Source organism: Onishia taeanensis (genome assembly GCF_900100755.1).
GTDB classification, from domain to species: domain Bacteria; phylum Pseudomonadota; class Gammaproteobacteria; order Pseudomonadales; family Halomonadaceae; genus Onishia; species Onishia taeanensis.
In genome coordinates, this window is record NZ_FNCI01000015.1 from 16,400 (window position 1) to 41,206 (window position 24,807).

21 protein-coding genes are annotated in these 24,807 nt (G+C 62.5%); 13 read left to right on the forward strand and 8 right to left on the reverse strand.

Features of this window, described 5'->3' with window-relative positions; translation table 11 throughout:
• Positions 1–77 precede the first annotated feature (77 nt).
• The 3 genes from BLR71_RS14785 to BLR71_RS14795 form a co-directional block, all read right to left on the reverse strand.
• Positions 78–968 (reverse strand): DMT family transporter, encoded by an 891-nt coding sequence (locus BLR71_RS14785; RefSeq protein WP_245696504.1) that lies wholly within the window; start codon positions 966–968, stop codon positions 78–80.
• 255 nt (positions 969–1,223) lie between these two features.
• Positions 1,224–3,122 (reverse strand): putative bifunctional diguanylate cyclase/phosphodiesterase, encoded by a 1,899-nt coding sequence (locus BLR71_RS14790; protein WP_092528162.1) that lies wholly within the window; start codon positions 3,120–3,122, stop codon positions 1,224–1,226.
• Between the two features lies 1 nt (position 3,123).
• Positions 3,124–3,669, reverse strand: a complete 546-nt coding sequence (locus tag BLR71_RS14795) for a putative pterin-binding protein (RefSeq protein WP_092528164.1) — start codon at positions 3,667–3,669, stop codon at positions 3,124–3,126.
• Between the two features lie 247 nt (positions 3,670–3,916).
• Here BLR71_RS14795 and BLR71_RS14800 point away from each other — a divergent pair, with 247 nt between their 5' ends.
• Both BLR71_RS14800 and yejK read left to right on the forward strand, forming a co-directional pair.
• Positions 3,917–4,681, forward strand: coding sequence for a sulfite exporter TauE/SafE family protein (locus tag BLR71_RS14800; RefSeq protein ID WP_092528166.1), 765 nt, complete (start codon positions 3,917–3,919; stop codon positions 4,679–4,681).
• Positions 4,682–4,766: 85 nt separating this feature from the next.
• Positions 4,767–5,762: a nucleoid-associated protein YejK gene (gene yejK, locus BLR71_RS14805; RefSeq protein ID WP_092528168.1), complete on the forward strand. Its 996-nt coding sequence runs from the start codon at positions 4,767–4,769 to the stop codon at positions 5,760–5,762.
• Positions 5,763–5,911: 149 nt separating this feature from the next.
• Here yejK and BLR71_RS14810 read toward each other — a convergent pair whose 3' ends face one another.
• Positions 5,912–6,439: an Hsp20/alpha crystallin family protein gene (locus BLR71_RS14810; RefSeq protein ID WP_092528170.1), complete on the reverse strand. Its 528-nt coding sequence runs from the start codon at positions 6,437–6,439 to the stop codon at positions 5,912–5,914.
• 190 nt (positions 6,440–6,629) lie between these two features.
• Positions 6,630–7,949, reverse strand: coding sequence for an erythromycin esterase family protein (locus BLR71_RS14815; protein ID WP_092528172.1), 1,320 nt, complete (start codon positions 7,947–7,949; stop codon positions 6,630–6,632).
• Between the two features lie 167 nt (positions 7,950–8,116).
• Here BLR71_RS14815 and BLR71_RS14820 point away from each other — a divergent pair, with 167 nt between their 5' ends.
• The gene (locus tag BLR71_RS14820) at positions 8,117–8,911 is read left to right on the forward strand and encodes an SDR family oxidoreductase (RefSeq protein ID WP_092528174.1); all 795 of its coding nucleotides are present in this window, start codon (positions 8,117–8,119) and stop codon (positions 8,909–8,911) included.
• Between the two features lie 142 nt (positions 8,912–9,053).
• Here BLR71_RS14820 and BLR71_RS14825 read toward each other — a convergent pair whose 3' ends face one another.
• On the reverse strand, positions 9,054–10,931 hold the full coding sequence (locus BLR71_RS14825) for a DUF3413 domain-containing protein (RefSeq protein WP_092528176.1): 1,878 nt from the start codon (positions 10,929–10,931) through the stop codon (positions 9,054–9,056).
• 268 nt (positions 10,932–11,199) lie between these two features.
• On the reverse strand, positions 11,200–11,658 hold the full coding sequence (trxC, locus tag BLR71_RS14830; RefSeq protein WP_092528178.1) for a thioredoxin TrxC: 459 nt from the start codon (positions 11,656–11,658) through the stop codon (positions 11,200–11,202).
• A gap of 189 nt (positions 11,659–11,847) precedes the next feature.
• On the opposite strand from trxC, the gene BLR71_RS14835 reads away from it, so the two are divergent.
• The 3 genes from BLR71_RS14835 to BLR71_RS14845 all read left to right on the forward strand — a co-directional run bounded on the left by BLR71_RS14835 (position 11,848) and on the right by BLR71_RS14845 (position 15,483).
• Positions 11,848–13,650, forward strand: coding sequence for an ABC transporter transmembrane domain-containing protein (locus tag BLR71_RS14835; protein WP_092528180.1), 1,803 nt, complete (start codon positions 11,848–11,850; stop codon positions 13,648–13,650).
• Between the two features lie 108 nt (positions 13,651–13,758).
• On the forward strand, positions 13,759–14,538 hold the full coding sequence (locus BLR71_RS14840) for a GGDEF domain-containing protein (protein ID WP_175491696.1): 780 nt from the start codon (positions 13,759–13,761) through the stop codon (positions 14,536–14,538).
• A gap of 27 nt (positions 14,539–14,565) precedes the next feature.
• Entirely contained in the window at positions 14,566–15,483 is a 918-nt protein-coding gene (locus BLR71_RS14845) for an N-acetylmuramoyl-L-alanine amidase (RefSeq protein ID WP_092528184.1), read from the forward strand.
• On the opposite strand, the gene BLR71_RS14850 is transcribed toward BLR71_RS14845, so the two are convergent.
• Positions 15,390–16,037: a helix-turn-helix domain-containing protein gene (locus BLR71_RS14850; protein WP_092528186.1), complete on the reverse strand. Its 648-nt coding sequence runs from the start codon at positions 16,035–16,037 to the stop codon at positions 15,390–15,392. The genes BLR71_RS14845 and BLR71_RS14850 overlap by 94 nt on opposite strands.
• 183 nt (positions 16,038–16,220) lie before the next feature.
• Here BLR71_RS14850 and BLR71_RS14855 point away from each other — a divergent pair, with 183 nt between their 5' ends.
• The 7 genes from BLR71_RS14855 to BLR71_RS14885 all read left to right on the forward strand — a co-directional run bounded on the left by BLR71_RS14855 (position 16,221) and on the right by BLR71_RS14885 (position 24,807).
• Complete coding sequence (locus BLR71_RS14855; protein ID WP_092528188.1) at positions 16,221–17,447, forward strand: benzoate/H(+) symporter BenE family transporter; 1,227 nt, start codon at positions 16,221–16,223, stop codon at positions 17,445–17,447.
• Positions 17,448–17,555: 108 nt separating this feature from the next.
• Positions 17,556–18,152 carry a GNAT family N-acetyltransferase gene (locus BLR71_RS14860; protein WP_092528190.1) on the forward strand — a complete coding sequence of 199 codons (597 nt, stop codon included), beginning with the start codon at positions 17,556–17,558 and terminating at the stop codon, positions 18,150–18,152.
• On the forward strand, positions 18,149–19,060 hold the full coding sequence (locus BLR71_RS14865) for a carbon-nitrogen hydrolase family protein (RefSeq protein ID WP_092528192.1): 912 nt from the start codon (positions 18,149–18,151) through the stop codon (positions 19,058–19,060). The genes BLR71_RS14860 and BLR71_RS14865 overlap by 4 nt, the downstream gene beginning before the upstream one ends.
• A gap of 235 nt (positions 19,061–19,295) precedes the next feature.
• Positions 19,296–21,014 (forward strand): proline--tRNA ligase, encoded by a 1,719-nt coding sequence (locus tag BLR71_RS14870; protein ID WP_092528194.1) that lies wholly within the window; start codon positions 19,296–19,298, stop codon positions 21,012–21,014.
• A complete protein-coding gene (locus BLR71_RS14875) occupies positions 21,014–21,622 on the forward strand; it encodes a transglycosylase SLT domain-containing protein (RefSeq protein ID WP_340147978.1) in 609 nt (202 codons plus the stop codon). The genes BLR71_RS14870 and BLR71_RS14875 overlap by 1 nt, the downstream gene beginning before the upstream one ends.
• A 172-nt stretch (positions 21,623–21,794) precedes the next feature.
• Positions 21,795–22,469, forward strand: coding sequence for a methylamine utilization protein (locus BLR71_RS14880; protein ID WP_139172646.1), 675 nt, complete (start codon positions 21,795–21,797; stop codon positions 22,467–22,469).
• Between the two features lie 7 nt (positions 22,470–22,476).
• Positions 22,477–24,807, forward strand: a complete 2,331-nt coding sequence (locus BLR71_RS14885; protein ID WP_092528198.1) for a putative bifunctional diguanylate cyclase/phosphodiesterase — start codon at positions 22,477–22,479, stop codon at positions 24,805–24,807.

The following is a 24,807-nucleotide window of genomic DNA, read 5'->3' on the forward strand; positions in this document are numbered from 1 at the left end:
TGCCGCCCTTCGTCTTGGGGCACTTACCAAAAAACACCGCCCAAGGCAGGCAGGAGAGCAAGAGCGGTGCCGCCGCTTCAAGACGCCGGCCGACGCTTGAGGCTGGTACGGCGCTCGTGGTAGGCGATCGCCAGGCCGCTGGCAATGATGATGAGGGTACCGATATACACCCACAGGTCGGGCATCTCACCCCAGAACCACCAGCCAAAGAGTACCGCCCAGACCATACCGGTGTAGTCGAAGGGGGCGGCCAATGCCGCTGGCGCGTGACGAAACGCCAGCGTAATGCAGGCCATGGCGCCGATGCCAAAGACGCCAGCACCCAAGAACCCCAGCCAGTGCAGCGGCCAGGGCGCCTGCCATGCCCAGGGCAGCATGGCACCGGTGACCACGAACGGCACTAGCGTGACGTAGAAGACCATCGCCCAAAGGTTTTCACGCACCCCATAGCGCCGGGCCGTGATCATCACCAGTGCATAAAAGAGTGCAGCGGTGACCACCACCAGGGCGCCGAGCTGAAACCCGGCGGCGCCCGGGCGCACCACTACCAGCACACCGCAGAAGCCGACCAGGGCGGCGATCAGCGGCAGCCGCTCGACGCGCTCGCCGAGCAATGGTACCGACAGCAGCGTCACGAACATCGGTGCGGCAAAGGCGATGGCGGTTGCCTCGGCCAGGGACAGCACCGTCAGGCCGAATACGAAACACAGCATGGTGCCGGCTGCCAGCAGGCCACGCACCAGGTGCACGCCGGGGCGCTGAGTCGAAAGCTTGCGCAGACCGCCGTTAAAGTACGCGATAACCGCGATCAGCGGTAGCGACACCAAGGTACGAAAGAAGATGATCTGAATGGGCGAATGCACGTCACCCAGCCACTTGGAAATCGCATCCCCTACCGAAAGGCAGAAGACTCCCGCGCACATCCACAGAATGCCTTTTTGCGATGACGAAAGCAGCGATGACGACATGCCCTCTTCCCCTCGATAGTCCGGATGCGCCAAGAAAGGCCGACATTGAAGCCAACCAACATACATAAGCCAAGGGTGAAGCGCGATACAGACGGGTAGCGGAACAGCGCTTACCCGTCACCTTGCGCCATGCAAAAAGGCCGAGGCGATAGGCCACGGCGATTAGAGATTAGTCAATGGGCGAGGCGCTCTATCGAAGAGCCGCAGTGTTCGCTCTATGGCTTCGCCTGAAAGAGACGTTGCCTAGGCGAGCGGTCAAACGGGACGGTGATCATATGAAAACCGACCGAACAGCAAGTGTTCCATGACATCGACCGGCATCGGCCTGGCCATTAGGTAGCCTTGGCCGAGGTGACAGCCTAACTCGTTGAGTAATGTCCGCTGCTGCTCCACCTCGATGCCCTCGGCAGTCACCACCATGTCGAGACTCTCCGCCAGCGCAATGATGGTCCTGATCAGGCTGACCGCCCGGGGATCGGACGCCAGATCATCAATGAAGCTCTTGTCCAGCTTCAGTTTGTCGAAGGGAAGATGGCGCAGATGGCTGAACGAGGAATACCCCGTACCAAAATCATCCAGGGCAATCTCAACGCCCAGCGCGCGAAGCTCTTGTAACGTATCGAGCGACCCCGCCGTGTCCCACAGGGTAGTGTCTTCGGTGATCTCTAGCACCAGGGCCGAGGCCTCCAGCGAGGCCGAGGCCAATGCCTCCCGTATCGTCGGGATCAACTGATCGCCCTTGAAGATACTGGGGCTGATATTGACGTTGACCTTGAGCATGGTGGCGCCAGCCAAGTGCCAGCGCTGCAGTTGCCGGCAGGCAGTGAGCAACACCCACCGGTTCAGGCGGGGCGCAAGGCCATGCTTCTCGGCTACCTCGATAAGCTCCAGGGGGTTGATCACGCCAAATTCGAGAGAGTTCCAACGCAATAGCGCCTCCACCGACTCGAGCGCGTCGCCCTCGAGATCGAAGATGGGCTGATAATGAAGCTCAAGATGATCGTGCTCGATCGCTACTTCTAATTCCAGCGCCAGCTTTTGACGACGCAAGCGGGGCTCATTCAGGCCAAACTCGAAGAGCTGTACCGACGTGCCCGAGCTTTGCTTGGCATGATACATGGCCATATCGGCATTGCTTAGCAGCGCTTTCTTGGTCTCACCATGGTCCGGGTAGAGGCTGATACCGATGGAGGCTTGCGGCGTCAGATTACCATCGACCATTTCCACTTCCCGAGATAGTGACTGCCACAGCAAGGCGGCCATCGACTCGGGGCCCTCATGGGTCGAGAGCCGCTGAAGCACCACGAACTCGTCACCGCCAAGCCGCGCTGCCAAGCCCTGCTGGCCGATAGTGTCAGCCAATCTTTTCGCGACTTCTTGCAGCATGCGGTCGCCCACTTCGTGACCGAGGCTGTCATTGATCGCTTTGAAACCGTTCAGGTCGATCATGTAGAGGGCGAACTTGCTTTGCTGGCGCGCCGCCTGCTCTAGCTCCTTGGCGATCTGGTCATAGAACGACACACGGTTGGGAAGGCCGGTGAGCAGATCCTGATAAGCCAGGCGCCAGTTACGCCGATTCTCCCGCAGAAGCAATACCAACATCGCCAGCCCACTCAGCATCAGGCCGACCAAATAGAGATTGGAGCGATGACGAATGTCTTGAATGAAATCGAGCTGGCGCCAGACGCTCTCACCCTCGAAGGTATCGACATTGATTTCCCGCGCCATCGCGCGATATTCCGACAGCCCCTGCAGAATCGCCGCGATCGTCGCATCGTCATCAGAGCTGAGCGAATAGATGGGCTCTTCCCATAGTGCCAACTGCGCCTTGAAGGACTCGAGCATCGGCAATACTCCCGGCTGCTCGCGCACCGGGCGGTTTTCTTCCCCCACCAGCAAGGTGTCGACTCGACTCCAGAGCAAATTGAAGCGAAGCTCGACTTCCTCCGTTTCCACCATATCCGCAGCGAGACCGGTCAGCGCCAGATCGAACTTCAACAGTTCCAGCTCCAACTCGGAACTGGCCCAGCCAATGGCCTTGATGGTACTGGAGACATGGCTCACCACCTGCATGTCGCGGTTGTAGCTATACAAGGAGCTGGCGCCAAAAATCAGCGCTACCGCAACGAGAAAGCAGAGCCGGAATCGCTGCATGTCACTTCACATTCAAGGTGGTCAGGTGCCAGACCAGCATGTCGATATAGCGCTTTCGACTGTACTCCGGCTTATCGGACAGCGGCAGCATTATCCAGACAGGGCCCTTTTGGCGAACTGTCAACGACACGCCATCGCGATGCGTCGCCAGCAAGAATGGCTCCTGTCTCAGCTCGTCCATCTCGATATCGTGATGGTAGTCATTCAACGCCGTGGCGCGAACGCTATCTCCGCGCGCGCCGACGCGCTTGAGCAAGTCCCGCACCAGGACGCCCCGATAAAGATGACGCCCTTCCGTCCAGGGTGTCTCGGTATCAAAGGCATGCTGCGGCAATGCCGAGAGCATTTCGAGATCAAACTCGGCACTCCGCCCATCATCAGTGTTCGTGACATCGATATTGCCCGTTACCGTCAAGACTACCCTGCCCTCAGGCGCCGGCAAGGCATCAACCGCCAGCGCCAGCGAGCCAGTGACCATCAACCAGGCGCCTACCGCTATGCGGATGAGGGGCCGACGGACTGGGGTGGCGGCAACGACCAGCTTCATCGGCTGACTCCAGAAGGAATATAAATGTCGTGACGATTAGCAATCAGCACACTCTATTCTAGTAGTAATATCAACTTTCTTTCGGTGTAGAAAATAGACTTGACAACTCATCATTCACCGAAAAATACCTGAGAACAGCCCTATACACTGCTATCGCTGACGGGTGACGGCCTTGCCACCCTGTTCACCGGATACTCGTACAAGGACAATAGGCGTTTTCTGATCTTTGCTGCGCGGGACTCACGCCATGCTGCTCTGGCAATACGCCGCTATCTTCTTGAGCCTGGCACTAGCCAGCTACGTCCAGACCCTTACCGGCTTTGCCTTCGGGCTGATCGTGATGGGCCTGCTGGCGGCGCTGGAGGTGCTCCCCATCGAAAGCGCCGCCCTGCTCTGCACCCTGCTGAGCCTATTCAACAACTCCATGGCCCTGCGCGGCCGCTGGCAGCAGATCGATGTAGCGCTGATGCGCCGCCTGCTGCTGTTCGGCATGCTGATGCTGCCGGTAGGCTACTACCTGGCGATCTGGTTGGGCGAGTCCCGCGCCCCTCTGTTGGGCATGCTGCTGGGGTTCGTGATCCTCTTCGCCTGCATCGTCCTGATGCGCTCGCCACAACCTCGTGAGACACGCTCCCCCGACTGGCAGTTTCGCGTCGCGGGAGTGCTCTCAGGATTGATGGGCGGCCTTTTTTCCACCAATGGCCCGCCGCTGGTGGTGATGCTCTACCGTCAGCCGATGACGCTGATCGCCATCCGCTGCACCTTGCTCGGCGCCTTCCTCGTCATGGGGCTGGCTCGCATGGGGTTGGCGTTGCTGTCACCCGGGCGCGCCGGAGAGCACCTATCCGAGCTGATGCTGCTGGGGACTATCGGTGCGGTGGTGGTAGCTGGCACCACGGAGCTTGCGAGAAGACGACCGCCGCCGCTTAGCGACCCGACCTTGCGCCGCATCGCCTATGCCATCCTGCTATTAGCCAGCCTCAACCTTATTGCCAAAGGCCTGATGGTCTGAATACCCACGCCTTCCGCTCTTGGCAGGCGAGCCCGGCCGATCATGCGGTATCATCGGCGCCCCATGCACGAGCCTAGAGTCCTTCATGCCGATTCTTAACAGCATCGTTCACACCATCGACAAAGCCGGCAGCGACGCGCCGGCGACCCTCACGCCCGCCGCCACCGCCATCAAAGACTCGGCCGCCATGAGCGATCTGGTGGCCGGTCTCAACAAGGCCTATCACGGCAAGGCCAAGACCTGGGGGCGCTTCGCCGAGGGCGATGAGGCCGGTGTCGTCCCCCCGCGCCTTGCGGCTTACCTGGCGGATGAACTGGACTTCGTCACCTTCAGCCGCGAGCTGGCCGAAAAGATCACTGCGCTGGTCGACGACCACCTGCCGCTGGGCGGGTATCTGCTTATCGCTCACGAACGCCAAGGCGACACCGACTACCTCTCGCTGGCACTGCTGCACATGCGCCAGGGGTTCGGGCTGGATGCCGAGCAGAAGGTGGTAGCGACCAGTCAGTTCAATCTGGCTCAGCCGTCGCTTGCCGCACGTATCAACCTGACCCAGTGGCAGGACGACTCCCCTTCACGTCAATACTTGTCGTTTCTACGCGACCGCGGTGGCAAGAAACTCGCCGACGACTTCGCGACGCTGCTGGGCGCGCAAGAGGGCGTGGACGCCTCGAGCGAGACGCGTACGCTGCTCAAGGCGTTTAGCGACTACGTCGAACAGGAAGACCTGCCAGAGGAGCAGAGCCGCGAGAAGACCGATGCGGTAATCGACTATGCAAGCGACCAGGCCAGCCGCGGCGAGCCTATCACGCTTGATGAACTCTCCGAGCTGGTCGACGAACAGCAGCCCAAGGCCTTCTATGACTATATCCGTCAGCAGGACTACGGCCTGTCACCCGAGATCCCGCCTGACAAGCGCGCCCTCAACCAGTTCCGACGCTTCACCGGGCGCGCCGGCGGTGTGTCGATCAGCTTCGACTCGCACCTTCTCGGCTCCAGCGTCGAATACGACGCCGATCAGGACCGGCTGATCATCAAGAAGGTACCCAATCAGCTTCGCGACCAGCTGAAGCAGAAATAAGGGCCACCGCGGCATGCCGGCACTGGTCTATCGTCACTTCTTCCGAGCTCACAGCGGGCAGACATCGAACGTTGACGCTATTGAAGACGCACGGAAAGCCGGCGAGCGGGGCTTGCCGCTCGCCGGATTACCAGCGTGAGCGCTTAGCGCTACTTGACCTCGACCTTGCGCCGATTGGCTTCCTTCTGCTTGGGCAGGGTCAGTTCAAGCACACCATCGCTGAAGCTGGCCTCGACCCGCTCGGTGTCGACATCACAGGGTAGCGTCAGGGTCCGGTAGTAGCTCTTGCGTGAAATCTCGCTGCGATAATACTCGCCGGTCTCTTCCTTGCTTTCCTGCTTGCTCTCACCCTTGATGGTCACGCTGTCCTCGGTGACGGAGATGTCTAGATCCTCGCGCTTGATCCCGGGCAACTCGGCCTTGACCAACAGCTCGGCGTCCCGATCGATGACGTCGACCTTTGGAAAGTCCTGTTGTTCGAGTTCGCCGAAGCGCTCCCACAGAGGGTGCTCACGGCGAAACATTGACGGCATCCAACCACGTTCGAACATCTTGTCGAAGATGCGCTCCATTTCATGGAATGGACTGAGCGCTTGAGGCTGCGGCTGCGGCTGCGAGACCTGCTGGCTCGGCTCGGCACTGCTGGGATTGATATGCTTTACGTTCTTCCTGGCCATGGCAAGTTCTCCTCATGCTCCTCATGATCAACACCATACCCAGCTGAAAAGATAGACAGCGCCCTCCGGCTTCTCCTTGACTTGCATCAATTGACGGCCCCGACGCCCCCTTTTTCAGTCACGATTATCAGGCTTTCCCTACCGCTGGATGAGCACCAGGTCATTCTTGCCAAGGACATCGGTCGCCCCGTCACAGGCCAAATGGATAGGTCTCGGGCAATTCTTCTTTGCGCCACGGCTCGCCGGTGTCGAAGGGCTCCACCGCAGTGGTCTCATCAAGGTGGAAGATGGCATCGAACTGACGTGGCAGAGAGGAGCGGAAATAGTGGCGGCCACGCTCCGTCTCGGGCCGATAGATCACTCCTATGGCCCGCTCCAACAGCGGCGCCTCGAGAGGCGCCGACGCCGCGTCGATCAGCGGTAGATAGAAACGATCCAGACCACTGCGGTGGAAGAGCCTCTCGTAGCTGTCCTCGCGAGAGGGCCGCACCCAGCGCTGCTCGACCGGGCCATCCCAGTCGCGGGCCGCGGCTACGTGCCCGGTATGCATGGTGAAGCCGACCAGCAGCACCTGCTTGGCACCGAAGCGCTGGCGCGCCAGCTGGCCGATGTTGTGCTGACCTCGCGCTCCGCCCATCTCGGTGGCACGAGCATCGCCCAGATGAGAATTGTGCGCCCAGACCACCACCTTGCCCTTCCCTCCCTGGCGGCGAAGATGACCGTGCAGCGCTGCCAGAGTCTCGGCCATATGCGTATCTCTCAGGTTCCAAGTATCGACCCGGGAGCCAAACATCTCACGGTAGTACTCCTCGGCGTGAACGACCACCCGGGCGTTCTGCTCGGCGAAGAACTGCGCATCGGCCGCGCGACGGCCATCAGCGCGAAGGTAGTGCGGTGCCTTGTGCAGCAGCTCGACCAGAAGCCGGACCGAGGCAGCTTCGCAGGAGGGTGTGAGGCCAAAGGCAACGTTGCGTCCGTAGTGCAAAGGATCGCCATGATGATCGAGGCAGGCGTAGCCCTGGCGGGCACGCTCAGCCTGCTCGGCATCAATGCCCTCGAGATAGGCGATCACTGCCTCGGCGCTGCGGTGCAGGCTGTAGAGGTCCAAACCATGAAAGCCCACTGGTGCGCCATGGATAGCCGCATTGTAGTTGGCCAACCAGGCGATAAAGTCCCGCACCTCGACATTGCGCCACATCCACTGAGGAAAGCGCTGGAAGTCGCCGAAGGCCCCCATTAAGGTATCCCCGCTGCGGCCTGCCACGAAGCGATTGAGGCGCAGGGCATCTGGCCAATCGGCCTCGACCAGCACCGCCTCGAAGCCGGCCTCCTCAATCAGCCGGCGAGTGATCTCGCCGCGCAGGCGGTAGAACTCAGCAGTGCCATGGGAAGCCTCACCAAGCAATACGAAGGCCCGATCCGCGCCGATCTCGAGCAAGGCGTCGAAATCGCTGGGACGCTCCTCGAGCCGCGTGGCAAGCTGACGAACACAGGCAAGCGGCGTGGTCATGCGAAATCCCTCCCACTAGGTGAGCATGACTTGAGTCTAGACCTGCCAGCGGCTCGGGCGGGTGGACAACCGATAGATCCTTGATGTGCGTCAGGCGCTTGAGGGAAGGCGGGCAGGCTGCAGGGTGTTTTCTTGTGTCTTGATGGTCAGCGAAGGGAGAGCAATTAATGAGCAACGCCAAGGTGGTCTACATCACGGGGGGTGCCCAGGGCATTGGCCGTGGCTTGGCGCTAGGTCTGCTGTCACGGGGCTACCGGGTGGTCATCGCCGACCTCGACCGAGAGGCCGGCGAGGCCTGCCTGATAGAGCTGGGGGAATGCGTCGACGGCCAGACGGTCCCGGGTGGCCCCGAGGCCCTGAGCTTCCAGCAGGTCGATGTGACCGATGAAGACCAGGTCAAGGCCAGCCTTGCTGAAACCCTAGACCGCCACGGGCGACTCGACGGGGTGATCAACAATGCCGCCCTCTCCGACCCCTTTTGGGGGCCTATCGAATCCTTGCCGCTCGAGACCTGGCGCAAGGTGCTCGACACCAGCCTAACCAGCACGTTCCTGACCGCCAAGCATGCTGCGCAGGCGCTGCGTGCGAGTCGGGGCGCTATCATCAACATCGCCTCGACCCGGGCCCTGCAATCCGAACCCAACACCGAGGCATATGCCGCCAGCAAGGGCGGTGTCGTGGCACTCACCCATGCCTTGGCGATGAGTCTTGGCCCAGAGGTGCGGGTCAATGCCATTAGCCCAGGGTGGATAGAGGTAGGCGAATGGCAAAAACCCTCGCGTCGCCAGACCGCCGAACTGAGTGGCGAAGACCACGCCCAGCATCCGGCCGGAAGAGTCGGCGAGCCACGCGACATCGCTTCCATGGCAGCCTTTCTATTATCCGATGAAGCAGGCTTCATTACCGGCCAGAACTTCGTGGTCGACGGCGGCATGACGCGCAAGATGATCTATGCCGACTAGGCTTGGCCTCGACGAGCAGTCGTTCCCCCTCCCACGCTCCGCATCCGCGCTGGATGCCCGCTCACCCCGCTCATACCAAAGGGCGCCATAGTGCGGTGCCCTCCTATCTTCGGTGGCTCGAAGCCTGCTGCTTTACGAGCACTTAGCGATAAAAGCGTGACAGCGCCTTGAGGACCGCCTGAGACGTCGAGGGATCAGGACGCGCCGCATCGAGCGGCTGCATCTGATAGTCGTATACCTCGAAGCGTCCAGTCGGCGCGACGTCCACCTGGCGATCCGGCAGCAGAATGCCGTAGCCCATGTAGCTGCCAGAAAGCATCCAATCCTTGGCAGACGCCCCCTGGGTCAGGTTGTGTCCCAGCGTATAACGCGCAGGGGCCGCCTCACAGCCCAACACCTCCTCAAGCAGAGTCGGGGCAATATCGGCATGCTGGGTCCGGAAGTCGATCTTGCCCCCCGAGTGGCCTGGCAAATGCATCACCAAGGGAACCTCGACCTGTTCACGCGAATAGTTGCTGCCGTGCCCCCAGTAGTTCTTGCCATGTTCGTTGAAAGATTCGCCATGATCCGCGGTGATGACCACTGCCGTATTCTCGAGAAGACCGCGTGCCTTCAAGTCATCCAGCACTCGACCCAGCAGTTGATCCACATAGTGGGCCGCGGTGCGATAGCGATTGAAGTAAGGCTCGGCATCGAAATCAGGGCCCAGCGCCAAATGGTTGACGGTCTCCCAATAGGGAGTGAAACGCGGATAATCCGGCGGGCTGCTATAGCCGTGGACGGCATCGAAGAACAGGAAGCCGAAAAACGGCCGTTGACCATTGCCTGGCCCACTCCTCTGTCCACTGCTTTGGCCATCGAATTTTTCACGGTCTGATATCCAGGCCAGCCAGTCATCGGTGATCTGTTGGTCGCGCTCCCAGGGCTCGCCTTCAGCGGGCTTCAGTGAGACATCATCGAGTCCCGAAAAAACGTTACGATCAAAGGCAGGGCTGACCAGGGTAGCCGACGAGAGCACCTTGAAGCGGTAATCCTGAGCCTCGAGGGTGTCCAGCAACACCGGCGGCTGTTGGCTCGCCGTGAAAGCGTCCCAGTAATTCACCGGCAGCCCGTAGAAGAGGCTAAACACCCCCGCTTTAGTGGAATTACCGCCGCTGAAATGCTCGGAAGCATTGATCCAGCCAGGGCTCTGGGCATAGCGGTATAGATTCGGCATCACAGTCGGGTTGAGCATATCGTGACGCAGAGCATCGACCACCACCAGCATGACGTTATCCGGCGATTCGCTACCACGACACTCGAGGGGTGCCAAAGGATAATTGAGGCCACGGCCTGCCTGGGACGAGGCGCCCAGCTTGACGTGATCGCGAACCTCCTGTGCATCGACCCAACCTTGCTCGATAAAGAATCGCTTGGCCGTTGCCGGATAGAACAGCGGAAAATGGCGCGTCATGGCGGTGATCTTCTGGTCATAGAACGCATCCGCCCAGGCATGCCAGCCATGCACACCCAGCAGCGCCAGGACGGTCAACGCAAAGGCGATGCGGCTCGCCCCACGGGTACCGCGCTTCTTGAGCATGCGCCCAAGAACCCCCTGAAGCACCAGCATGGCCAGGATGCCGGCCAAGGTTATCGAAATGGCCACCCAGGAGAAGCTGAAGACGTCTCCCCCGGCATTGAGCAACAAATCGAGAATGAAGCCGCTCAAATGGAAACGATATTGATCGTAGACCAGTGTATCGAGCAGCAGCAGCAACTGCAGCGAACTGGCCCAGATCGTGCCTACCAGCCACATCAGCCGCCCCCGCACTATAGGAGCGAGCACGAACAGCGGCAGCGCACCCAGCCACACCAGCAGTGAGACATGGCCCAAAAAAACCAAGCCAAGATAAGCCCACTGAGTTAGACCGCTGGGTTCGATGTAATCGACGTAACGACTGGCGATCAACCAGGCCAACAGCATATTGGCCAGAGTCCAGGCGCCAATCCAGCGCCAGCGCAAAAAGAGAGTAGAAGGCATGATGGTGAAACCGGAAGTGACGGGAGAAGCACACCCAGCAGTGACGGCATCCTTGGATGTCGAATCACTGCGAGAAACCGTTAGCCTGCTAATTGTATCTGCGCTGCTCCGCCAAGCCAACCCATAACGGTATCACCACTTTCGGATTATATACAGATTGCTATTTTTCGTTAACGAGAATGCCATACTCTCCAGGCAGCCGGCCTGCTCATGGCGGCCCCGCTATCCTCGCCAATGCCCAGTACCGTGGCGTGTGGTCCGCCCAGTACTACAACAGGTGAGGAGCCAGCCACTGTTTCAACTGTGCCAGCGGCATGACACCGGCTTGGCGAGCGACTTCCTGGCCGCGACGGAACACCGCCAGAGTGGGAATACTGCGGATGTTGAAGCGCCCGGCCAATGCCTGCTCGGCGTCGGTATCCAGCTTGGCGAAGCGTATACGCGGTTCCAGTTCACTGGCCAGCTGGGCGAAGATCGGGGCCATCGCCTTGCAGGGCCCGCACCAATCAGCCCAGAAGTCCACGACCACCGGCAAATCGCTGCGATTGACCAGCGCGTTGAAGTTGGTGCCGGTCAGTTCGACCGGCGCACCGGTAAACAGCGCCTGCTTACACTTGCCGCAGCGGCCCTGGCCCAGCCGAGCCTGAGCCACCCGGTTCAAGGCGGCACAATGCGGGCAGGCCAGTGTCAAATTGCCGGCGGATGCATCGCTCGATGAGTCGGCCATGATGATATCTCCAAGAATTGATACTGTCCTAGATTGCCAGCCAGTGGCCAGTCATTCGTAATATGGTCAGGCGCTTGGCGGTCTTCAAGACTGATTGCCTACCGCTTTACCGCCACACTAGTGGCTTTTCTCACTGGTTTGTATCGTTCGCCACCCCTTTTCAGTCTCAGCCAGGCCCTGCATACCCCAATGACATCACGACCGCACCCCCGCATCCTGCTTCGCCTGCTTTCATTGCTAAGACCCTACCGCATCCGCCTGATGCTGGCGGCTATCGCCTTGCTGGTGGCGTCGGGCAGCGTGCTGCTGATGGGCCAGGGGCTCAAGCTGGTCATCGATCAGGGCTTCATCGCCGAGGATGCTGCGCGTCTCAATCAGGCCCTGCTTGGCTTACTGGTGATCGTCGCGCTGCTCGCCGGGGCCTCGGCGCTTCGCTATTACCTGGTCAGTTGGATCGGCGAGCGGCTGGCCGGCGACCTGCGCCGCCAGGTGTTCGATCATCTGCTGACCCTGGAGCCGGCCTTCTTCGAGCAGGAATCAGCGACCGCCGGCAACACCAGCCATGGCGGTGCAGGCGAAATCCAGTCACGGCTGACTGCTGACACCAGCGTGCTGCAAAGCCTGTTTGGCTCGTCGCTATCCGTGGCGCTGCGCAACCTGCTAATGCTGATCGGCGCGGTGATCATGATGGTGGCCACCCAGCCCTGGCTCTCGGCGGTTGTCCTGCTGGGCATTCCTGCGACGCTGTTACCCATCCTGTGGTACGGGCGCCGGGTCCGGCGTCTTTCGCGCTCCAGTCAGGATCAGGTCGCCGAGCTTGGCCGCTACGCAGGCGAAGCACTAACCGGCATCCGCACGCTGCAGGCTTTCGGCCATGAGGCCATCGACCGGCGCGAATACGCCACCCGGGTCGAAACCGCCTTCAGCACAGCCATTCATCGGACCCGGCAGCGGGCCTGGCTGACGGGTATCGCCATGCTGGTCGTCTTCACGGCCGTCGGCCTGATGCTCTGGCAAGGGGGCCAAGCGGTGCTGGCAGGCGACATGAGCGCCGGCGAGCTATCGGCATTCGTCTTCTATGCGGTGCTGGCCGCCGGTGGCGTAGCGGCGCTGGCCGAGGTCGCAGGGGACGTGCAGCGTGCCGCCGGCGCCGCCGAACGCTTGCTGGAATTGCTCGACGCCCGCCCCACGATCACGGCGCCGAGCGCGCCACAAACACTGCCCGGGCGAATTGAGGGGGCCATCGGCATTCACGGGGTGCGCTTTGCCTATCCGAATCGTCCGGACACGCCTGCGCTTGATGGTATCGACCTGCAGATTCGCCCCGGCGAGCGGGTCGCGCTGGTCGGCCCTTCTGGGGCCGGCAAGAGCACACTCCTGCACCTGCTGCTGCGCTTCTATGATCCCCAGTCAGGGTATCTGACCCTTGATGGCATCGACCTTCGCGGGCTCGATCCGCATACCTTGAGGACACAGCTAGGACTCGTGTCGCAGGAGCCCGTGCTGTTCTCCGGTTCCGCAGCCGACAACATCCGCTACGGCAACCCCGAGGCAAGCCTTCAGCAAGTGCGCGAAGCCGCCCGAGATGCCAATGCGCTTAGCTTCATCGAAGCGCTGCCCCATGGCTTCGAGACGCCCTTGGGCCCCGGGGGCCTGCAGCTCTCGGGTGGCCAACGCCAGCGCCTGGCCATCGCTCGTGCACTGCTGCGCGACCCGAGGGTGCTGCTGCTCGACGAGGCCACCAGCGCGCTGGACGCGGAAAGCGAGCGCGTCGTTCAGGAGGCACTCGACCGTCTCATGCAAGGGCGTACCAGCCTGGTGATTGCCCATCGCTTGGCAACCGTCGTTGCCGCCGACCGCCTGCTGGTATTCGATCAGGGACGACTGATCGCCTCGGGAAGCCACGCCAGCCTGTTGGAGTCCAGCGCCCTCTATCGGCAGCTGGCGAGCCTGCAGTTTAGTGCCACCGCTCCCATTCGTGAGACTAAGTAATTAAATGTGATTAAAGGTATAGTCATATCGGCCGATGAACTGCATATTAGTTAATGCGCTAATTAGCCGCCCGCGTCGTCACTCACGGTCATGGATGAGCCGAAATTCATGTTTACTTTGCTACTCCTCATCATGTTCGCCAGTGTCCTAGGGGGCACTTGGTGGTTGGTCGAGCGCTACTACCGACGCCCCTTGAAGCAGTTGATCACGCAGCTCGACGCGCAGGACGCGGCGTCCAGCCCAGAGCGCTTACCACCGGGTCAGGCCATGCGCGGGTCACTGCTAGCGCAACTGACTGAGCGCGTCGAGCAGCTTTACGAGGCCAAGCGCCAGCTGCAGGAACAGGCGATCAAAGACCCACTGACCGGGCTTGGCAATCGCCGGCTACTGGAACAGCGCCTCGATATCGCCCTGCCCATCAGCCGCCGCTGGATGCGAGCCGTATCGGCGCTGATGATCGACGTCGATCACTTCAAGGAATATAACGATCTCTATGGCCATCAGGCCGGCGATGACTGCCTGGTCGAGATCGCTAACGTACTGCGCGATACCTTCCGGCGTGACACCGATATCGTGGTGCGCTTGGGCGGCGAGGAGTTTCTGGTGGTGCTGCTCGATGCCGATGAAGAGGACTCCGTACGCCTTGCCGAGGCCATGCGCGGTATGCTGCAGGCGGTAGGCATCGAGCACAAAGGCTCACGTGTTAACGACGTGGTCACCGTCAGTATCGGCGTTGCCATTACGCATTCAGGTGAGCCCGTCAGCCTCGACGACATCATTGCGACCGCCGACGCAGGCCTCTACGAGTGCAAACAAGCCGGTCGTAACCGAGTGATAAGTCAATATGTCACCAAGGCCAATGCGTCACAATCCAGCGTATCGGCTTGAACCATCAGTGAGGCGAGCCAAGCCGCCATGCAAAAGCTCATTGCGACCCTAGTGCTGTGCCTGGGACTCTGCGCCTGCGCGAGCCCAGTAGTAGAGCAACGGGACGGCTACAGCGTCGATCATCGCCATGCCGCAACCTCGCACTCGAGCCGAGTACGCTACCTGGTGATTCACTACACCGATGCCGATGAAGCCGACTCGCTCAAGGCACTCACTGGCCCAAGAGTCAGCAGCCATTACCTGATTCCCCCGCCGCGAAACGCCACACCGCCACCCATCTATCAACTGGTCGATGAGTCTCGACGGGCCTGGCATGCCGGGGCCAGTAGCTGGGCCGGGCGCGAAAACCTCAATGACACTTCGATAGGCATCGAGATCGTCAACGCAGGGCCGGATCAGCGCTTTGCACAAGTCGACGCCGGCGCCAAGGTGAACTGGGCACCCTTCCCCGACGCCCAGATCACAGCGTTGATCGCGCTGGCCCAGGACGTCATCGCGCGTCATGGGATTGAAACTACTGCGGTAGTGAGTCATGCCGAGATCGCGCCGACCCGCAAGATCGACCCCGGCCCGGCGTTTCCCTGGCAGCGGCTTCACGACGCGGGCATCGGCCCCTGGCCAGACCCGGCCCGAGTCGCCCGCTATCGTCGCCAGTTCGCCAAAGCCCCGCCCTCGCTGTTCAGCCTTCAGCGTGCGCTGGCCGATTGGGGCTTTGCGGTCGCGCCCAGCGGGGTCCTGGATGAGACCACCCGGGGGGCTCTGCGCGCCTTCCAGATGCGCTATCGGCCCACCGACTATCGCGGTCAGCCGGATGCCGACACCGCCGCCCTTCTGTGGGCGCTGCTCGCTCGCTACCGCCCCGAGGAGCTGTCCGATCCGGCGCTCGCCTCGCCGGCGTCGACGACCGGCGTAACACCAGAGGTGACGCCGGTGCCGCAGGGATAGTGGATGACGTCGTGGAAGCGCGTCGCCCCCTGGCCCGGGTTGCGATAGGCATGGGGCCTATCGGCGGCGAAGCGTAGCCCCTCGCCGGCCGATAGGTGCCGCCAGACGCCGTTCACCCGCACCTCCAGCTCGCCCTCGACCACCACCAGATGCTCGACCACGCCCGGGGCGTGGGGCGCCGACTCGCTGACTGCACCCGCGGCCAGGGTCCCCACCAAGAGTTCGAAGCCGAGCACGGGGTCGAAGGGAAACAGCGGCACGGCCGTCATCCCGGCGGCATCACCCTCGAAGGCCGGTGCGGCCTGACGCTCAGCACTGGCCGCGCCATCGCCCGGGGCGACGGCTTCGGGTTCGAACAGGCTCGAGAACGGCACGCGGAATCCGCTGGCGATCTTCCACAGCGTCGCCACCGTGGGACTCGATTCGCCGCGCTCAATCTGACCTAGCATGGCCTTGCTGACCCCGGTCTCCCGGGCGGTGCGGTCGAGGCTCCAGGCCTCGGCGCGGCGCAGCGTCCTGAGCCTTTCGGCAATATGCTGCGAGATCTCCTGCATCTGCCTCTCCCTGTCGAGTGTGGACAGTTCTTATAAATCGTTCTGATAGATCGTTCGAATCGATGGAAAGGCATCATTGTAGCGCGACCTTGGTGGCGTGCCTGCCCATTTGTGCGTTATAGCGCACAGTGCTAGAGTCGTGGCACCGTACGTTATAGCGCACAAGCTGCCGGAGCCCCTGCCATGTCCACGCCAAGCCGGCCGACGCCGCCCACCGCCACCGCTACGCGCCCGTCCCTCTGGCGAGACAGCAGCCTGTCGACCCTCACCGCCGGCTTCATCGCCGTGCTGATCGGTTATTCCAGCTCGGCGGCGATCATCGTTCAGGCCGCCGAGGCGGCCGGCGCCAGCCAGGCCGAGATCGGCTCCTGGCTGTGGGCGCTGGGCATCGGCTCCGGCGTCACCACCCTGCTCTTCTCGCTGCGCTATCGCATGCCGCTGCTCACCGCCTGGTCGACCCCGGGCGCGGCACTACTCGCCACCAGTCTGCCGGGGCTGCCCATGAGCGAGGCGATCGGCGCCTTCCTGTTCTCGTCGCTGTTGATCACCCTGTGCGGCGTGACCGGGCTCTTCGAGCGGCTGATGCACCGCCTGCCGCGGGCGCTGGCCTCGGCCATGCTGGCCGGCGTGCTGCTGCGCTTCGGGCTCGACCTGGTGATGACCGTGGAACATCGGTTGGTGCTGCCGCTGGCGATGGGGCTGACCTATCTGCTGGCCAAGCGGCTATGGCCGCGCTACGCGATTCCGCTGGTGCTGGCCGTGGGCGTCCTGGTGGCCCAGGTCCAGGGCCTGCTGGATCTGGGCGCCATCACCCCGGCGCTGGCGGTGCCGGCCTATACGGCGCCAAGCTTCGAGCTCGGCACCCTGATCGGCGTCGGCATTCCGCTGTTCGTGGTCACCATGGCCTCCCAGAATCTGCCCGGCGTAGCCGCCCTGCGTGCCGCCGGCTACCAGCCGCCGATCTCCCCGTTGATCGGCGGCACCGGCTTCACTGGCCTGATCCTCGCCCCCTTCGGCGGCTTCGCCCTCAATCTGGCCGCGATCAGCGCCGCGGTCTGCCAAGGCCCAGAGGCACATTACGATCCGCAGCGACGCTACGCCGCCGGGGTCGCGGCGAGCGGCTTCTATCTGCTGCTGGGGCTTTTTGGCGCCACCGTGAGCTCGCTGTTCACCGCGCTGCCCGGTGAACTGGTGGTCGCCATCGCCGGCCTGGCGCTGCTGCCGACCCTCGGCGCGTCGCTGGCCGACGCCCTGGGCGATGCCTCCCAGCGTGACGCCGCCCTGCTCACTTTCCTGGTCACCGCCTCGGGCATCGCGCCAGGCGGCATCGGCGCCGCCTTCTGGGGACTCGTGGCCGGCCTGGTGGCATTGGGTATCGGCCACTGGCGTACTGCCGGCAAGGGCGCATGAGTCAGGTCGCGCTCGGCACCGCAGGGGTCGCCATCGCACTGCATCGCTCCCGGTGCATCTGCTAGGGTGGCGTGGATCAACAATGAATTCCTTACCCGGAGCCTGCCCATGGCGAACCCGACGCTATCCATCTGCCGGGGACGCGACATCATCCCGCACCTGCCGGCCCTGGCCCGGCTGCGCATCCGGGTCTTCCGAGATTACCCCTATCTCTACGACGGCGACGCGGCCTACGAGGCCAGCTATCTCGAACGCTACGCCGCCAACCCGGAAAGCTTCTTCGTGCTGGCCTTCGACGGCGACACCCTGGTCGGCGCGGCCACCGGCCAGCCGCTGGACAACGAAGTCGACGACTTCCGCGCGCCCTTCGAGGCCGCCGGCTACCGCCCCGCAGGCATCTTCTACTACGGCGAGTCGGTGCTGCTACCCGAGTTCCGCGGCCGCGGCATCGGCAAGGCCTTCATGGAGGCCCGCGAGCGTCACGCAAAAAGCGCGGGCTTCGGCCATGCGGCCTTCTGTGCGGTGGAACGCCCGCTTGATCATCCGCTCAAGCCAGACGACTACCGGCCGCTGCACGACTTCTGGAACGCCTGGGGCTATCGCCGTACGCCATCGCTCTCGACCACCTTCGCCTGGAAGGACATCGAGGCGGATGAGGAGACCGACAAGCCGATGATCTTCTGGCTCAAGGCTCTGGATTCATGAGCGCGAACTCCCTACCGGCGGTAACCGCGGCGGCCGCCCAGTATCCCATCGAGGCGTTCGCCGACTTCGCCGATTTTCAGGCCAAGGCGGTGCGCTGGGTGCAGGATGCCGCCAACCGCGGCGCCGAACTGCTGGTGTTCCCAGAGTACGGTGCCATGGAGCTAGCCTCGCTGCTGCCCGCCTGCGAGCAGGGCGACCTGGTGGCCCAGCTACAAGGCCTGCAGCCCTGGCGCGACGCCTTCGTCGAGACCTGGCGTGAGCTTGCCCGCGAGCATGGTGTGACCCTGCTCGCCCCTTCGCTGCCGTGGCGGCTCGACGACGGCCGCTTCGTCAATCGCGCCTGGCTGTGTGGCCCGGATGGCGACCTTGGCCACCAGGACAAGCAGGTAATGACGCGCTTCGAGAACGACGAATGGGGCGTGGACGCCGGCCACGGCCTCAGGGTCTTCGACACCCCGGCCGGGCGGCTTGGTGTCCTGATCTGCTACGACAGCGAGTTCCCGCTGCTGGCCCGAGCGCTAGTGGACGCCGGCGCAGATATCTTGTTGGTGCCGAGCTGCACCGACACCGAAGCCGGTTTCCAGCGCGTGCGGCTCAGCGCCCAGGCCCGCGCCATCGAGCAGCAGGTGGCAATCGTTCACTCGCCCACGGTGGGCGAAGCGCCGTGGTCACCGGCAGTGGACATCAACATCGGCCGGGCCGGTGTCTACACGCCCTGCGACCACGGCTTCCCGCCCGACGGCGTGCTGAGCCAGGCTCAGGACGCCAGGCCGGGCTGGCAATTCGCCCGCCTCGATCTGGCCGGGATTCGCGCCCTGCGCGACCACGGCCAGGTCAACAACCACGCCGACTGGTCCTTACAGGATGCCTGCCTGGCAGCGGGCGTCAGCCAGGAATCTTGCACCTAGCGGGAACGCATGCGACGCCCCAAGCCCCGGGTGTGGCAATGTGCCCAGCGACAGGTCAAGGGGGCGTCGAGACTCACCAAGCATGCGCATCGATAGAATTACCCCACGAAAGCCGCCGCCTTTGGACGCCGCCTTTTGCCGCCACTCTGGCTTCACCGTACAATGCGGGTAACTCTGACCGCCGGCCATGAAACCGGCCGGTCCCCGTTCAAGATTCCAAGGAAACGCCGGACCCATGCGCGCCAGCCAACTGTTGCTCTCCACACTCAAGGAAACACCCGCCGACGCCGAAGTGATCAGCCATCAGCTGATGCTGCGCGCGGGGATGATTCGCCGCCTGACCTCGGGGCTCTACACCTGGTTGCCAATGGGCCTGCGCACGCTGCGCAAGGTCGAGCGGGTCGTCCGTGAGGAAATGGATCGTGCAGGGGCCCAGGAAGTGCTGATGCCGGCCGTGCAGCCCGCCGAACTTTGGCAGGAGTCCGGCCGCTGGGAGCAGTACGGCCCGGAACTGCTGCGCCTCAAGGATCGCCATGAGCGTGATTACTGCGTGGGGCCGACCCACGAGGAGGTAATCACCGACCTGGTGCGCAAAGAGATCTCGAGCTACAAACAGCTGCCGTCGAACTTCTATCAGATCCAGACCAAGTTCCGCGACGAGATCCGCCCGCGCTTCGGGGTGATGCGCTCGCGCGAGTTCATCATGAAGGATGCCTACTCCTTCCACATCGATGAGGACTCCCTGAAAGAGACCTACCAGGTGATGTATGACACCTACGTGCGCATCTTCACCCGCCTGGGACTGGATTTCCGCCCGGTGATCGCCGACAACGGCTCCATCGGCGGCACTGGCTCCCACGAGTTCCACGTGCTGGCCGAGTCGGGCGAGGACGATATCGTCTTCTCCACCGCCTCCGACTATGCCGCCAACATCGAGAAGGCAGAGGCCCTGCCGGCCCCGCTGGGCAGTGACGTTGCGCCCGCCGCGCCCAGCGAAGAGCTGCGCATGGTCGACACCCCGGAGACCAAGACCATCGCCGCCCTGGTCGAAAAGCACGGCCTCGCCATCGAAAAGACCATCAAGACGCTGATGGTTCAGGCTGAAGAAGGTGGCCTGATTGCCCTGCTGGTGCGTGGCGATCATGAGCTCAACGAGATCAAGGTCGAGAACCTGCCCGAGGTCAAGGCACCGCTGACCATGGCAACAGAGGACGAGATCCGTGCCGTCGTCGGCGCGGGCCCTGGCTCGCTGGGCCCGGTCAACCTGAACATGCCGGTGATCGTCGACCGCAGCGTGGCGCTGATGAGCGACTTCGGCGCGGGCGCCAATATCGATGACAAACACTACTTCGGCATCAACTGGGAGCGTGACCTCCCCCTTCCCAAGGTCGCCGACATTCGCAATGTCGTCGAGGGCGACCCCTCGCCGGACGGCCAGGGCACGCTTTCGATCAAGCGTGGCATCGAAGTCGGCCATGTCTTCCAGCTGGGCACCAAGTACTCCGAGGCCATGAACGCCACCGTGCTTGGCGACGATGGCAAGGCCGTGCACCCCTGGATGGGCTGCTACGGCATCGGCGTGACCCGGGTGGTGGCCTCTGCCATCGAGCAGAACCATGACGAGGCTGGCATCACTTGGCCGGATGCGCTGGCGCCCTTTGAAGTTGCCATGGTGCCCATGAACGCCCACAAGTCGGAGCGCGTCCGCGAGACCGCCGAACGCCTCTATAACGAACTGAAGGCTCAGGGCATCGATGTGCTGCTGGATGACCGGGATATCCGCCCCGGGGTCAAGTTTGCCGACCAGGAGCTGATCGGGATTCCCCATCGCCTGGTCATTGGCGACCGCAGCCTCGACAAGGGAGAGCTCGAATACAAGGGGCGTCGCGATGACGAGGCCACCATGGTGCCAGCCGATACCATCGTCGACTTCCTGCGCTCCCGAATCGGCTGATGCGCCTCGCCGGGGCGCGCCTGCCACGTCTAGCGCTGCTGAGTCTAGTGATCCTGGGCTTGGCAGCGCTGATGGCCGACACCCAGGCCTGGGCCGAGACCGACCGGGGATATTCCGTGCCCTTGCATCAGACCCTGGAAAGCGTCCTCGATGCGCCACGCCCCGCTATCGACCTCTGGGCCGATCTCCAGTGGCGCTCGACCATGGCAACAAGGCTTTCCCGCTACATCAAAGACCCTGCCAGGCGCTCACGCCTGCTGGATAGCGTCCAGCAGGAGTCCCGGCTGGCGGGGCTGCCCCCAGGCATCGTGATGGCCTTGATCCAGGTGGAGAGCGCCTTTCAAGACGATGCCGTGTCCAGTGCTGGGGCCAAGGGCTTGATGCAGGTGATGCCGTTCTGGGTCGAGGCACTGGGGCGCCCCGAAGACGACCTCTTCGACCCACTGCTCAACCTTCGCTATGGCTGTACTATTCTCGCCCATTATCTGGCCGTGGAAGATGGCGACCTGACGCGAGCGCTGGCCCGCTATAACGGCAGCCGGGGAGAAACTTGGTACCCAGAGCGGGTCATGAGGGCCTGGCGCCAGCACTGGTGGCAAGCACTCTAGGTGCGATTGGCCTCGGTATGGATGCAGTCAGGCTGTAACAGAAACTAGTGCGTGTCGTTGATAGAGTTTGTGCTGCTTTCAGCGCCCTTGATCCCGATGAGGCGATGTCCAAGCTGCCTCGAGATCGCTATGAAACCTGTGCAAGAAAAGCGCGCAAGAAAAAGGAATCCATGTGACCAGAGTCTCACACTTACGGATTGGCTGCTTGTTGCTGTTGGCCACCGGCCTGTGTAGCAGCCTGGCCGCTCAGGCTGCCCGTATCACCGTCACCGATGCCGCTACCGGAGAGCCACTCACTGAAGCGGTGGTCGAAGTCGACACCGAAGGCGCGCCCAAGCCAGCCCCGTCATCGGAGGAAGTCTACCAGCGCAATGCCGCCTTCCACCCCCATGTCAGTGTCGTAAGCGCCGGCAGCCGCGTCAGCTTTCCCAATCGCGACAATACTCGCCACCATGTCTATTCCTTTTCACCTACGGGTGTCTTCGACCTGAACCTCTTTCAGCAGGATACGCCGCCCCCGGTGCTATTCGACACTCCCGGGATAGCGGTGCTGGGCTGCAATATCCACGACCAGATGCAGGCCTTCATTGTGGTCAGTGAAGCCGCAACCTTTGCGATGACCGACGAGTATGGCCAAGTCAACCTGACGGACCTACCACCAGGCGAGCACCGTCTGCGAGTATGGCACCCTCGCCTCGAGGAAACCCATCAGCAGTGGTGGGAGTCCCCCCAGCCGCTCGGCGAAACCGACGTGCGCAGCGTCTCGCTATCGCTATCCGTCCCCGCGAAAACTGCAGCTGAGCCGTCGGCGCTGCAACAGCGCTTCAATCACGCATTAAGCCAGTGAGGGCCGCATGACGTTCCGCTCCCGCCTGCTGATTACCATGCTCTCGATGGTGATACTGGCCCAAATCGTCACCGCGGCCGCGACCTTGAGCACCATACGCTCAGATATCCTCGCGTCCGGCCAGCGCAATCTAGATGTCGGCCTGGGCGTGCTGCGCGAGGTACTCGATGCCCGCGGCCAGCGGCTGCGTGATACGGTCGACATCCTCACCGATGACTTCGGTTTCAAGAGTGCTGTGGCCACCAAGGACACCTCGACACTCGAGTCGGTGCTGATTAACCATGGCGGCCGCGCCGGGGCAGACATGGTGCTACTCGCCGACCCTGACGGGCGCCTGCTGGCGAGCAGCCATCATCAAGCCGGCAGCCAATTGCCCTTCAAGGGCCTATGGCGCTCGGCTCAGGAAAACCAGGGCAGCGTCGAGGTCGTGTTGCAGGATGGGGTTCCCTACCAGTTCGTCCTCTTGCCCGTGCGCGCGCCCAACCTGATCGGCTGGGCCGGGATGGGCTTTCGGCTAGATGCCGAACTCGCCACGGAAATCAGCGCCCTCACCCAGCTGCCGGTTAGCTTCATTGGCCATCAAATCGGTAAGAACCAGGCAAGCTATACGGCGACGTCGCGGGAAAACTTGCCGCCCTACGAACTGGCTCAACTGCTCAGCGAGCTGGATGACATGGGCTCCATCGCGCAACTGGATGACAACCCCGACTACCTGACTCGGGCCGGCTTGCTGCGCCGCGCCGGAGAAGACGAAGCCTTCGCTATCATTCAGGCCTCACGCTCTAGCCTGCTGGCGCCCTATCGCGATATTCAATGGCAGTTGCTAGCACTGTTTGCCGCCACCTTGACGCTGACCGCCGTGGTCGCCGCCTTCAGCGCCAGAGGCATCAGTCGCCCCTTGAGACGACTCGCCAGCGCTGCCAGGCGTATCGGCCAGGGCGAGCGCATCACCGACCTCAAGTCAGGCCAGCACGGCGAAATGCGCGTGTTGGCGGATACGCTGATGACCATGCAGGAAGACATTGCGCAGCGGGAAGCAAGCCTTCTGCACCAGTCTCGGCACGATATCCTAACTGACCTTCCCAACCGCACCTCGGCTCAACATGACGTTCAGAGCGATATAGCAAAAGGGCGCGCTTTTACCCTGCTTCGCATGGCGATCAGCGACTTCCGCCGCATCAACGACACCTTTGGCTACGCGCTCGGTGACCGGATGCTGATTACGCTGTCACGCCGGCTCGAGAGGTTGCCAACCCCCACCGTGCAGGCCTACCGCATCGGTGGAGACGAATTCCTGCTGCGCCTGGACACTCCCGCCTGCCCACCTGGGTGGGTCGAGGCGCTGCAGGATGAACTTTCCGAGCCAATCGATCTCGAGGGCTCCCCTATCCGTCCACGGCTGTCGTTCGGCGAGGTACGCTACCCGGAAGACGGCGACACGCCTCACCTGTTGATGCGACGCGCTGACGTGGCCCTGGACATCGCCCGCCATCATCACCATGCCCACCAGCGCTATATTGCCGGCCAAGACGAACGCCACCTGCGTCAGTTGACCCTGATTCGGGACCTGTATAACGCGGTAGAGCAGCAACAACTCAGCATGGTCTATCAACCCAAGGTGCTGGCGACGAACGGCAATATCGTGCAGTTCGAGGCATTGATGCGCTGGGAGCATCCGACGCTGGGCTTCATCCCTCCCGATGAATTCATCACCCTCGCCGAGCGCTCTGGCAATATCCGCATGCTCAGTAGCTGGGTGATCGAAACCGTTTGCGCCCAGCTACACGAGTGGCAGACGCAGGGCCACGACCTGAGCGTGGCCATCAACCTGTCGGCGGAAGACATCATGGACGAGACCCTGACAGCGCGGCTGAAAGACATACTGGTGAGAAATGACCTGGTACCCAACCAACTGGGCCTGGAAGTCACCGAAAGCGCCATCATCAAGGACCCCGCGCTGGCCACGCGTCACCTGGAAGAGCTGCGCGGCGCTGGCATGACGCTGGCGATCGACGACTTCGGCACCGGCTATTCGTCTCTCGCCCAGCTGAAGCGGCTGCCGGTGCAGGAGCTCAAGATCGATAAGTCATTCATCATGCGCCTGGATGACTCACCCGATGATGAGGTGATCGTACGCTCGACCATCGAGCTCGGTCAGAACCTCGGCCTCAAGGTCGTGGCGGAGGGCGTTGAGACCGAGGCCATTCGTCGAATGCTTCAAGGCTTCGGCTGCCACTACCTGCAAGGCTATCTGATTGCTCGCCCCCTACCGGCAGACGAGGTCACTGCGTGGGTAGAGCGCTACCAAGCCCAGCAACTCCCGATACAAGGAGTTTGA

Coding starts and splice junctions, on each gene's coding strand:
- BLR71_RS14785 (WP_245696504.1), bottom strand. CDS start 968: ATGTCGTCATCGCTGCTTTCGTCATCGCAAAAAGGCATTCTGTGGATG.
- BLR71_RS14790 (WP_092528162.1), bottom strand. CDS start 3,122: ATGCAGCGATTCCGGCTCTGCTTTCTCGTTGCGGTAGCGCTGATTTTT.
- BLR71_RS14795 (WP_092528164.1), bottom strand. CDS start 3,669: ATGAAGCTGGTCGTTGCCGCCACCCCAGTCCGTCGGCCCCTCATCCGC.
- BLR71_RS14800 (WP_092528166.1), top strand. CDS start 3,917: ATGCTGCTCTGGCAATACGCCGCTATCTTCTTGAGCCTGGCACTAGCC.
- yejK (WP_092528168.1), top strand. CDS start 4,767: ATGCCGATTCTTAACAGCATCGTTCACACCATCGACAAAGCCGGCAGC.
- BLR71_RS14810 (WP_092528170.1), bottom strand. CDS start 6,439: ATGGCCAGGAAGAACGTAAAGCATATCAATCCCAGCAGTGCCGAGCCG.
- BLR71_RS14815 (WP_092528172.1), bottom strand. CDS start 7,949: ATGACCACGCCGCTTGCCTGTGTTCGTCAGCTTGCCACGCGGCTCGAG.
- BLR71_RS14820 (WP_092528174.1), top strand. CDS start 8,117: ATGAGCAACGCCAAGGTGGTCTACATCACGGGGGGTGCCCAGGGCATT.
- BLR71_RS14825 (WP_092528176.1), bottom strand. CDS start 10,931: ATGCCTTCTACTCTCTTTTTGCGCTGGCGCTGGATTGGCGCCTGGACT.
- trxC (WP_092528178.1), bottom strand. CDS start 11,658: ATGGCCGACTCATCGAGCGATGCATCCGCCGGCAATTTGACACTGGCC.
- BLR71_RS14835 (WP_092528180.1), top strand. CDS start 11,848: ATGACATCACGACCGCACCCCCGCATCCTGCTTCGCCTGCTTTCATTG.
- BLR71_RS14840 (WP_175491696.1), top strand. CDS start 13,759: ATGTTTACTTTGCTACTCCTCATCATGTTCGCCAGTGTCCTAGGGGGC.
- BLR71_RS14845 (WP_092528184.1), top strand. CDS start 14,566: ATGCAAAAGCTCATTGCGACCCTAGTGCTGTGCCTGGGACTCTGCGCC.
- BLR71_RS14850 (WP_092528186.1), bottom strand. CDS start 16,037: ATGCAGGAGATCTCGCAGCATATTGCCGAAAGGCTCAGGACGCTGCGC.
- BLR71_RS14855 (WP_092528188.1), top strand. CDS start 16,221: ATGTCCACGCCAAGCCGGCCGACGCCGCCCACCGCCACCGCTACGCGC.
- BLR71_RS14860 (WP_092528190.1), top strand. CDS start 17,556: ATGGCGAACCCGACGCTATCCATCTGCCGGGGACGCGACATCATCCCG.
- BLR71_RS14865 (WP_092528192.1), top strand. CDS start 18,149: ATGAGCGCGAACTCCCTACCGGCGGTAACCGCGGCGGCCGCCCAGTAT.
- BLR71_RS14870 (WP_092528194.1), top strand. CDS start 19,296: ATGCGCGCCAGCCAACTGTTGCTCTCCACACTCAAGGAAACACCCGCC.
- BLR71_RS14875 (WP_340147978.1), top strand. CDS start 21,014: ATGCGCCTCGCCGGGGCGCGCCTGCCACGTCTAGCGCTGCTGAGTCTA.
- BLR71_RS14885 (WP_092528198.1), top strand. CDS start 22,477: ATGACGTTCCGCTCCCGCCTGCTGATTACCATGCTCTCGATGGTGATA.